Origin of the sequence: Deinococcus pimensis DSM 21231 (assembly GCF_000519345.1) — a bacterium.
Taxonomy (GTDB): Bacteria; Deinococcota; Deinococci; order Deinococcales; family Deinococcaceae; genus Deinococcus_A; species Deinococcus_A pimensis.
This window is the reverse complement of sequence record NZ_KI912639.1, coordinates 26,343-36,935: the sequence shown is the minus strand read 5'-3', so window position 1 is coordinate 36,935 and position 10,593 is coordinate 26,343. Positions and strand designations below refer to the sequence as shown.

At 69.6% G+C, this 10,593-nt stretch carries 9 protein-coding genes; 4 read left to right on the top strand and 5 right to left on the bottom strand.

Translation table 11 applies throughout. The features are described 5' to 3' along the window. The coding region (locus tag DEIPI_RS0110500) for a hypothetical protein (RefSeq protein WP_027481757.1) at positions 1-411 on the top strand (411 nt) is incomplete at its 5' end. Next, entirely contained in the window at positions 408-3,779 is a 3,372-nt protein-coding gene (locus DEIPI_RS30130; protein ID WP_045234077.1) for an efflux RND transporter permease subunit, read from the top strand. The genes DEIPI_RS0110500 and DEIPI_RS30130, both read left to right, overlap by 4 nt. Before the next feature lie 48 nt (positions 3,780-3,827). Here the strand turns inward: DEIPI_RS30130 and DEIPI_RS37655 are convergent, their stop codons facing one another. The 5 genes from DEIPI_RS37655 to DEIPI_RS0110470 all read right to left on the bottom strand — a co-directional run bounded on the left by DEIPI_RS37655 (position 3,828) and on the right by DEIPI_RS0110470 (position 9,575). Next, a complete protein-coding gene (locus tag DEIPI_RS37655; protein WP_157463597.1) occupies positions 3,828-4,244 on the bottom strand; it encodes a hypothetical protein in 417 nt (138 codons plus the stop codon). Position 4,245: 1 nt separating this feature from the next. Then, entirely contained in the window at positions 4,246-4,854 is a 609-nt protein-coding gene (locus DEIPI_RS0110485) for a hypothetical protein (protein WP_027481755.1), read from the bottom strand. Positions 4,855-4,976: 122 nt separating this feature from the next. Then, positions 4,977-5,309: a hypothetical protein gene (locus DEIPI_RS0110480; RefSeq protein WP_157463596.1), complete on the bottom strand. Its 333-nt coding sequence runs from the start codon at positions 5,307-5,309 to the stop codon at positions 4,977-4,979. Between the two features lie 689 nt (positions 5,310-5,998). Further along, positions 5,999-7,186 carry a thiolase family protein gene (locus DEIPI_RS0110475; RefSeq protein ID WP_045234074.1) on the bottom strand — a complete coding sequence of 396 codons (1,188 nt, stop codon included), beginning with the start codon at positions 7,184-7,186 and terminating at the stop codon, positions 5,999-6,001. 58 nt (positions 7,187-7,244) lie between these two features. Beyond that, positions 7,245-9,575, bottom strand: a complete 2,331-nt coding sequence (locus DEIPI_RS0110470; protein WP_027481752.1) for a 3-hydroxyacyl-CoA dehydrogenase/enoyl-CoA hydratase family protein — start codon at positions 9,573-9,575, stop codon at positions 7,245-7,247. A gap of 127 nt (positions 9,576-9,702) precedes the next feature. Here DEIPI_RS0110470 and DEIPI_RS0110465 point away from each other — a divergent pair, with 127 nt between their 5' ends. Both DEIPI_RS0110465 and DEIPI_RS30125 read left to right on the top strand, forming a co-directional pair. After that, positions 9,703-10,188, top strand: coding sequence for a hypothetical protein (locus DEIPI_RS0110465; RefSeq protein ID WP_157463595.1), 486 nt, complete (start codon positions 9,703-9,705; stop codon positions 10,186-10,188). A gap of 38 nt (positions 10,189-10,226) precedes the next feature. Further along, on the top strand, positions 10,227-10,593 hold a 367-nt coding region (locus DEIPI_RS30125; protein WP_052351689.1), incomplete at its 3' end, for an RNA polymerase sigma factor.

Here is a 10,593-nt window from a genome sequence, read left to right as displayed (position 1 = left end):
ACGACCGTCACGCTCGCCACGCCCGGCGGCACGAGCGTGCAGGGCACCGTCACGGAGGGCAACCGCGTCGCGGGCACGGATCGGCTCGTCCCCGTGAAGGCGAGGCTGAGCGGCGCGGACCTCAGCGTCGGCTCCGTCGCGCAGCTCACCTACCGCGCGCGGCTCGCCACGGGCACCATCGTGCCCACCACGGCGCTCCAGACGCAGGGCAGCCGCACCGTCGTGTACGTCGCCAGCGGCGGCAGGGCCGAGGAGCGCGAGGTCAGCGTCGTCGCCGAGTCCCTCGGGCGCGTCGCGGTGCGCGGGCTGGACGCCGGTCAGGACGTCGTGAATCCCGTGCCGCCCAGCCTCGGGTCGGGCGCGGCGATCCAGGTGGCGGGCGAGAAGCCCGCCAGCGGAGGCACCCCATGAGCCATCCCGGCGGGACGGACGTGAACGTCCCCATCAACCCCGCGATCCGCTTCAGCGTCGCGCGGTACGTGTTCTCCCTCGGCGTGTTCGTCGCGATCGTGCTGTTCGGGCTGCTCGCCACGACGCGGCTCGGGGTGGAGCTCCTCCCGAGCTTCGAGATTCCCACCATCGCCGTGAGCACCAGCTACCCCGGCGGCACGCCCGACGAGGTGGACCGCGAGGTGTCGCGCCGCATCGAGGACGCCGTCAGCACCCTCTCGGGCGTCTCGGAGATCACGTCCACCAGCGCGGGCGGCGTCAGCACCGTCGCGATCACCTTCCGCGACGGCACGAACATCGACAGCGCCGCGAACTCCGTCTCGCAGGCCGTCGCGGCGATCCGCGCGACGCTTCCCGCCGACACGGACGCGCCCGTCGTGCAGAAGTTCGACCCGAACGCGCAGCCCATCATCCGCCTCGCGCTCGTGGGCGGCAGCGCGAGCATCGCGGACGTCACGAAGTACGCCGACGACGTGCTCGTGCCCCGTCTGGAGCGCGTGCAGGACGTCGCGAACGTCAGCGTGAGCGGCGGTCCCGAACGGCAGGTGCAGGTGCTGCTCGACCCCGCGAAGCTCCAGTCGTTCAACCTGACGCCCGCGCGCGTCACGGGCGCGATTCAGTCGTCCGCGCTGGACCTGCCCGCCGGGAACCTCACGCAGGACGGCAACCGCGTCGGCTTCACGACGCGCAACACGCCCCGCACCCTGGGGGACGTGGAGGCCATCGTCGTGGACGCCGCGACGGGCGTCCGCGTCGGGGACGTCGCGACGGTGCGCGCCACCACCGAGGAGGCCACGTCGTACGCGCGCGTCAACGGCCAGCCCGCCGTGCTGCTCTCCGTCCGCAAGGGCTCCGGCACGAACTCCGTCGCGGTGTCCGACAACGTGCGCGCCGCCATCCGCGACCTCAAGCTGCCCGAGGGCTACCGCCTCGTCGCCGCGAGCGACGACACGCGCGTCACGCGCGCCAGCGTCGAGGACACCTTCAAGGAGTTCCTGATCGGCATCGGCGCGGTCGGCATCGTCGTGCTGCTCTTCCTGGGGCGCCTCAACACCGTCTTCGCGGTGATCCTCGCGATTCCCATCAGCGTGTCCGCCGCGCCCCTGCTGTACGGACTGCTGGGCTTCACGTTCAACATCATCAGCCTCCTCGCGATCATCGTCGCGATCGGCATCGTCGTGGACGACTCCATCGTCGTGGCGGAGAACGTGCAGCGCTACCGCGACCAGGGTCTCGGCCTCATCCAGAGCGTGCTGCGGGGCGGCAGCGAGGTCTTCAGCGCCGTCACCGCCGCGTCCTTCTCGCTGCTGGCCGTGCTGATCCCGCTGAGCTTCATGCCGGGCATCCTCGGGAACTTCTTCCGGCAGTTCGGGCTGGGCCTCGCCGCCGCGATCCTGTTCTCGTGGCTGGAGTCGCTGCTGTTCCTCACGGTGCGCATGGCGTACACCACCGACCCCGAACCCATCGACTGGCGCGGCTTCGGGCGCGTGCTGCGGCGCAGCCCGCAGGCCCTCACCTGGGGTCTGCGGACCTTCTGGCGACCCTGGGGCCTCGTGGGGCTCGCCGCCGTGATCGCCGGGCTGTTCTTCCTGTCGCATACGCAGGGTCCGTGGGTGTTCGCGCTCGCGCTGCTCTACCCGCTCGCGCTGGGCCTCACGCGGCTCGTCCTCACGGTGCTGCTCGGCCTGCTCGAGGCCGTCACGCACACCCTGCACGGCGCCACGAACCGCGTCGTGGAGGTCGTGCAGGAGGCGTACGCCCGCAGCGTCGCGCGCATCCTGAAGTTCAACGGCTGGGTGATCCTCGGCGGCGCGCTGTTCCTCGCGAGCGTCATCGTCCCGCTCCGCACCGTGGGCTTCAGCTTCACGCCCGACTCGGACTCCGGGTCCTTCGGGGTGGAGCTCACCCTCCCGGCGGGCACCAGCCTCGCGCAGTCCGACGCGGTCGCCCGCAGGCTGGAGGACTTCCTGCTGCGCCGCGACGAGGTGAAGATCGTCAGCACCACCGTCGGCAGCGGCGGCCCCTTCGGCGGCGCGCGCGATCCGCAGAACACCAGCATGAACGTCACGCTCGTCGACAAGACCGAGCGGCCCTCCCTCACGAAGCTGATTCCCCAGTACGAGGCGGCCTTCAAGGGCTTCGTGAAGGACATCCCCGGCAGCAACGTCGTCGTGGCCGCCGGCGGCCCCGGACCGGGCGGCTCGGCCGACATCAGCCTCGCGCTCACCGCGCCCACACAGGCGCTCCTGAACGAGCGCAACCGCGCGCTGCTGCGTCAGCTCGCGGCGGACCCGAGCGTCGCGAGCGCGACGAGCAGCCTCACGGAGACGCGGCTCGAAAGGGCCTTCACGCCCGACCCCGCCAAGCTGGCCGGGAGCGGCGTGACGCCCTCCGACCTCGCGCAGGCGCTGCGCACCTACAACGAGGGCTCCACCGCCGGGACGCTGCGCGAGGGCGACGACAACGTCGACATCGTCGTGCGGCTCGACCCGACCTTCGTGAGCGGCGAGCAGGCGCTCCTCGGGCAGACGGTGTTCGCGAGCAACCTGCGCGCCAACGTCCCCATCTCGCAGTTCGGCACGTACGACCTGCGGCAGGCGCCCGCGACGGTGAACCGCATCAACAAGAACTACGCCAGCACCGTCGACATCAACCTGCGCGAGGGCGTCAACGCCTTCGCGTACCAGCGCACCATCACCGACAACGCCGAGAAGGCCGGGATCCTCGCGGGCGGCGTGACGCTCGGGAACGCCAGCCAGTTCGGCGCGGCGGGCCTCACGGGCGACCTGATCTTCTACGGTCCCATCGTGCTGCTCCTGGCGGTGCTGCTGAACTACCTCGTGCTGGGCTCGCAGTTCAACTCGTTCCGCTACCCGCTGTACCTGCTGCTGCCCATCCCGCTCGCGGTGGTCGGCGCGATCTGGACGCTCGCGCTCTTCCGCACGGACCTCGACGTGATCACCGTGCTCGGCATGGTCATCCTGACGGGCCTGAGCAGCAAGAACGCCATCCTGTACCTGGAGTTCGTCACGGACCGCATGAAGGTCATGCCGCTCCACGACGCCCTCGTGGAGTCCGCGCGGCTGCGCTTCCGCCCGATCGTCATGACGACCCTGACGGTCCTCGTGATCAGCATCCCGCTGATCCTCGGGAGCGGCGAGGGCGCCGAGTTCCGCCGCGGCCTCGGCATCGTCATCCTCGGCGGCGTCGTCACGAGCACGCTGCTGACCTTCTACCTCGTGCCGAGCGTGTTCTACCGCTTCGAACGCAACCGCGCGCGGCGGCGCGACCTGGAGGAGGAGCTCGCGCTCTCCCCCGCCGACGACTGAGTTCGCGAAAGGAAAGGGGCGGCCTGCGCACGGCGGGCCGCTCCCTTTTTAGGAGAAGCGTTTGATCATGGTGTGAGGCTCACCTCTTTCGGGACGCCCCACGACTTTGTACACCCAGCCACGCTGGGCGAGGTGGTAGGCGAGTCTGTTTCCCGCCTTCACCGTGATGAACCGGGCGCCCGATCGTCGGACGCCACCCTCCGCCGCGTTGATCAGATCGAGGGCGTACCCGAGTCGGTCAGGCACCCGGGAACTGACCCACACGAAGTCAAGGTGAGCTCCGCGCTCGGACTCCTTGAGGAGATAAAGACCGACGACACCACGAAATGTCGTGTCACGAACGACGCTGACCCTGCCGTCCCACGCGGCGGGAACGAATTTGGCCACCTTAACGATCATCCTGGGGTGACGCCCGATCAAACCTAGAAGATCGCCCAGCCGGGCGAGCGAGTAGATTCTGCTCATCTCACACCCCCGTCAAGTGCTTGACGATCTCGGTCAGGTGACCGTCCCCGTTCCCGGTTCGGGTCCAGAACAGGTCGGGATACCGCAGAGCTCGAACGCGTAAAGCGCGTTCCCTTTCCCGGCGACGCTGGTACTCCAGCGACTGGACCTCCTCTGCCAGATTCGAAGGGATCCAGGCGGTGAGCACACGGACGGGCGGTCCCACCCGCCGGGTGTTGACCGACAGGGCGAGGTCCCTGAACCGATCCAGCAGGGCCAGCGTGAGCTGGACCGGGGTGTAGGGCATGTTCCCGGCATCGGAAAGCTCGAAGCCGCACTGCGGTGACACCCAGAGGAAGTCCATCGTGAGGCCGTGGACTCTTCCGCGCAGCGTCTGAAGTCGGACGCCTCGCACGCGGAAGGCCGCGACGAGCGGGCCGTCCTTTCCGTCCTCGCGTTCGGGACGGACGACGTGGACACGCCCGAGCACGACGGAGAGCCACAATCCTAGTACGGTGGCCCGGTCCGGGCGGAAACCGTGGGCCGCGCCGAACGCTCCGGCGACGACGCCGTATTCGTCGAGGCGGGCCCGACGGATCAAAAATTCGGAGAAAGAAGGAGAATCCTGCATAGAAACAGAAATGGTATGAGTTTGCTTCAGCGTAGTTGTCCTTGAGTCATGCGCCGTGTGACATCCCGCCCGGCAGGTTCAGGACACGAAGCGCTCCGGAAAGGTCCGGGGCGCGGAGGGGATCACCTTCTGCCGAGTCGGGCGATGAGCTCGGTGGTGGTGCCGAACCGCCCGACTCTCAAGCCCAGGTCGGACCACCAGGGATCGAGTTCCATAACATGGTCCACCAGGATCGTCCTGACGGGAGCAGCCATCCAGCCGCACCGCTTGCGTCGAGCGACCGCGACGAGTTCGCCAAGAATGAGCGCGGTCAGCCTCGCCTTGGCGCTTCGTGCCGACTCGCCCTCGTCCTGAAGCAGCAGATGGGCCTGGGGCTTGATCCAGACGCATTCTGCCCTCAGGCCGCGCCGTGGACCCTCCAGGGATTCGAACGTCGTGGCCACCAGTGGAACCACGGCCAGGACCCCTCCGCGTCCCCGACGGTCAGCGTACGCGACCAGGGCGTCACCTCGTACGGTGCGCCAGGCGCGCTTCAACAGGGCTTTCGGGGTCCTTGGGGACGCTCCCGATTCACGCACGGCGCGAGAGATCAAAAAGACATCAAACACATTCGAAGACCGAAAATACATCACTTTGACCGAACAACTGTCTTCAGCATATCGACGCGGGGAGCGTCGCCCGGCGCCCACCTCACACCACACGAAAAGCGGCGATTCTCATCGCCGCCGAAGTGGGTGCTTCTCGTGTGGTCCGCCGCGCCCGTCGGTCCTGGTTGGTTGACTTCTCGCCGGGTTCTTCCCGGCCTCGCGTCCGAGCGTGGGCGTCTCGTCCGGGGCGCATGATGCGCGCACTTCCGGACCCTTCAGGGTTGGCTCCGACTCGCTGGTGGGCCTCCTCGCGATCGTCGTGGAGCTTCAGGGGTTCTCGTCCTGGCTGCCGCGCCTGGGGTGTGTCTCGTCACTGCCGGGGGTGGGTTCGGCCATGCGTCTCCTGTTCGGTGAGCAACCTTGACCAACGTGTGCCCATGATGCCCCGCTGACATTGCCGGGCGGTCAGAAGCCCGTGAACGCGTCTTGGGGACGCGCACATGGCGAGCCGCCCGCGTGGGCTCACGGGCGGCTCAGGAGAGGTCAGGGGTGGAGTGTCAGAGCACCTCGAACACGCCCGCCGCGCCCTGACCGCCGCCGACGCACATCGTGACGATGCCGTAGCGTCCACCGCGTCGGCGCAGTTCGTGCAGCAGGGTCGCGGTGAGCTTCGCGCCCGTCGCGCCCTCGGGGTGGCCGAGCGCGATGGCGCCGCCGTTCACGTTGACCTTCTCGGGGTCCATGCCGAGCTCGCGGATCACGGCGAGGCTCTGGCTGGCGAAGGCCTCGTTGAGTTCGATGAGGTCGATGTCCGCGAGGCTCAGCCCGGCGAGCTTGAGGGCCTTGGGCACCGCCGCGATGGGCCCCATGCCCATGATCTCGGGCGCGACGCCGCCCACGGCGAAGCTGATCATGCGCCCGATGGGCGTGAGGCCGAGCTCCTCGGCCTTGCGGGCGCTCATCACGACGCTCGCGGCGGCGCCGTCGCTGTAGGGGCTGGAGTTGCCCGCCGTGACGCTGCCCTGCGCGTGGAAGGCGGGGCGGAGCTTGGCGAGCGCCTCCATGTTGGTGTCGCGGCGCACGAGCTCGTCCGTGGCGAACATGACGGTGTCCTGCACGGTCTTCTTTCCGACGACGCGGTCCACGCGGACGGGGACGGGCACGATCTCCTCGTCGAAGACGCCGCGGTCCTGCGCGCTCGCGGCGCGCTGGTGGCTCTGGTACGCGAAGGCGTCCTGCTCCTCGCGGGAGATGCCGTACTGCCGCGCGACGTTCTCGGCGGTGAGGCCCATGCTCATGTACGCGCCGGGCCGCTCGTCCACGAGGCCGGGGTTGGGGCTGAAGACGTTGCCGGTCTGCGGGACCATGGTCATGCTCTCCAGGCCGCCGGCGACGATGACGTCGCTCCAGCCGCTGCGGATGCTGGCGGCGGCCTGCGCGATGGTCTGGAGGCCCGAGGAGCAGAAGCGGTTCACGGTGACGCCCGCGACGCTGTCGGGGAGGCCCGCGCGGAGCCCGACGAGGCGGGCGACGTTGAGGCCCTGCTCGGCCTCGGGGAAGGCGCAGCCGAGGACGAGGTCCTCGACGAGGTCCGGGCTGATCCCGGCGCGCGCGACGGCCTCGCGGACCGCGATGGCGGCGAGCTCGTCGGAGCGGGTGTTGGCGAGGGTGCCCTTGAGTCCGCGCCCGACGGGGGTGCGGACGGTGGACACGATCACGGCGTCGTTCTGCTGAAGTTGCGTCATGGCTGTCCTCTAGTTTGGACCGAGTCCAAGAAAGTTTCCGTTACGGGGGTCGCGAAGATCAGTTCCTGAGGGGTTTCCCGGTCTTGAGGGTGTGCGCGATGCGCTCCTGCGTCTTGCGCTTGCCCGTCAGGGTCAGGAAGGCCTCGCGCTCCAGGTCGAGCAGGTGCTGCTCGCTCACGCGGGCCGTGCGCGACACGTGGCTGCCGCCCGCGAGGATCCTCGCGAGGGTCAGGCCGATCTCGCGGTCGTACTCGCTGATCTGGCCGCCCTGGACCATCCCGTAGAGCGCCGCCTTGATCGCCGCGATCCCCTGCTCGCCCATCACGGGAACGTCCTGACGCATGGTGGGCTGCACGTAGCCGGGCGCGAGCTCCAGCACGCGCTTCTTGGCGTCCTCCAGCAGGCGGTCGCGGTTCATGCTGATCTCGTCGCCGTCACGCAGGAAGCCCAGGCCGCGCGCCTCGTGCGCGCTCGTGCTGGTCTTGGCGGTGCCGATCAGCTCGAACGCGCGCTGCACGGCGGGCATCAGGTTCTGCCCGGGCATCAGGGCGTCCGTGAAGCGCATCAGCATCTCCTTCGTGCCGCCGCCGCCGGGGATGAGGCCCACGCCGACCTCCACGAGGCCCATGTACGTCTCCGCGCTGGCCTGCACCGCGTCGGCGTGCAGCGCCATCTCGCAGCCGCCGCCGAGCGTCAGGCCGAAGGGCGCGACGACGGTGGGGTGCGGGCTGAAGCGCATGCTGGTCGTGGCCTTCTGGAACATGCGGATCGCGAGGTCGATCTCGTCGAACTCGCCGTCCTGCGCGTTCATCAGGAGAAGCGCGAGGTTGGCGCCCGCGCTGAAGTTCTCGCCCTGGTTGCCCACCACGAGGCCCGCGTACCCGAGCTCCTCCACGGCCCTGTGCGCCTGGAGGATCATGGAGACGGCGTCCTCGCCGAGGGCGTTCATCTTGCTGTGGAATTCGAGGAGCAGCACGCCGTCCCCGATGTCGAGGACGCTGGCGCCCTTGTTGGACTTCACGACCTTCGTGGCGTCCTTCCTGAGGTCCTTCAGGACGAGGTACGGCGCCTGGTAGGGCGCGGCGCTCCCCGTGGGCGTGACGACGCTGCCCTCGTCGTAGAAGCGCTCGCGGCCCTGCTGCTTCATCGCGGCGAGCAGGGGCGGGAGTTCACGGCCCTCCGCTTCGAGCGCGGCGACGACGTTCTGCACGCCGAGGACGTCCATCGTCTCGAAGGGGCCCAGCTCCCAGCCGAAGCCCCACTTGAGGGCGTTGTCGATGTCCGTGACGCGGTCGGAGACCACGCCCGCCATCTTCGCGGAGTACCAGAAGCCGTCGTGCATGACGCCGCGCACGAAGTTCCCCTCGGGGCCCCTGAGGGCGTAGAGCGCGCGCAGGCGCTCCGGGAGGGGCAGGGAGCGGATGGGCTCCAGGCTGGCGAGGCGCACCTTGCCCTTGTCCTCGTACTCGAAGGTGTCGAGGTCGAGGGTCAGGATGACGGTCTTTCCGCCCTGCTTCGTCTTCTTGTAGAAGCCCTGGCCGGTCTTGTCGCCGAGCCACTTCCTCTCCTCGACGAGGGTGCGCAGCACGGCCGGCAGGGTGAAGTCCTCGTCGTCGGGTGTGGCGCGGCCGAGGTCCGTGCCGACGTGATAGATGATGTCGAGCCCCGACAGGTCGGCGGTGCGGAAGCTCGCGCTCTTCGGGCGGCCCATGACGGGGCCCGTGAGGACGTCCACGACGTCGGGCGTGAGTCCGTTCTCGGTCATGCGGTGCATCGTGCGGATCATGCCGTACACGCCGATGCGGTTCGCGACGAAGCCGGGCACGTCGTTCGCGACGACGATGCCCTTGCCGAGGTGGCGGTCGCCGAAGTCGCCGAAGGCCCGCACGACCTCGGGGTCGGTGTCGGGCGTGGGGATGACCTCCAGGAGGTGCAGGTAGCGCGGCGGGTTGAAGAAGTGCGCGCCGACGAAACGGCGGCGGAAGGCCTCCGAGCGCCCCTCGACCTGCAGGTGCATGGGGATGCCCGAGGAGTTGCTCGACACGATCGCGGTGGGCTTCACGACGCCCTCCAGGCGGGCCCAGAGGTCGCGCTTGGCGTCCAGCTTCTCGATGATGGCCTCCAGGATCCAGTCGGCCTGACCGAGTTTGTGGAAGTCGTCCTCGAGGTTGCCGACGGTGACGAGCTTCGCGGCGTCCCGGTCCATGAAGGCGGCGGGGCTGGCCTTCAGGGCGCGCTCCAGGCCCGCCTTGGCGAGGAAGTTGCGGTCACCTTGGTCGGGCAGGACGATGTCGAGCAGGAGCACGGGGACGCCCGCGTTGGCGAGTTGCGCGGCGATGGCCGCACCCATGGTTCCGGCGCCGATCACGGCAGCTGTATTGATCTTCATACGCCTCCGGGAGGAAAACAAATTGGACTCGGTACAAGTCTTTCACCCGCGGGGGCGTTTGTCCAGCGATCCTTCACAACGTCACCGCGCCCACGGCGCGCGCCGCCGGACGCGCCATCCTGACCCCGTGGTCTTCCCTGCCCGGATGGTCGACACGACCGCCGCCTCGTGGTTCTTCGTGCTCACCCTCGGCGTGCTCGTCTTCACCGCGCTCCTCGTGCCCGGCGCGCAGAGCCTGTGGTTCAGCGCCGGAGTCGTCCTCGCCGTCGCCGGGGTCGCGCTGCTGCCCGGCGTGGGCGTGCGCTACGTCGTGAAGGGTGGCGTGCTGGAGATCCGGCACCTGCTGCTCACCACCCGCGTGCCCCTGCGCGGCGCGAGCGCCCGCACCGCCCGGCTGGGCCGCTGGCGGCGGCTCGGCGGCTGGGAGGGCGTGAACGGCCGACACGGACGCTTCGTCTTCGAAGCCCTTCCCGACCTCGCGCTCGACGTGCGCGGCACCGACCCGCGCGGCACCGTCGTCGTGCTCGAACGCCGCGGCCTGCCGCCGCTCGTGCTCACCCCCATCGATCCGGACGGGCTGGTGGAGGCCCTCCGGGGCCGCGCGCCCGCCTGAATCCGCCCGCGCGCGCCGCGCGTATGGTCAAGTAGGGCATGGACACGGAGGTCGAGCTGATGCTGCGGCTCCGGGCGCGCGACGAGGCCGCGCTCTCGGAGCTTCACGGGCTGCTCTCGGGCCACGTGCACGCCCTCGCCCTGCGGATGCTCGGCAGCCGCGAGGAGGCGGAGGAAGTCGTGCAGGACACGTTCGTACGGATCTTCGAGCGGGCGCGGCAGTACCGCCCGGAGCTCGGCTCGCCACGCGCCTTCGTCTACACCGTCGCGCGGCACGAGGCCCTGTCGCGCCTGCGCGCGAGAAGCGCCCGCCCGCAACGCGCCGCGGGCACGGACGACGACGCGGAGGTCACGATCGCCGTGGACGCCCCGGACCTCACGTCCCGCGTGGTCGTGGAGGCCGCGC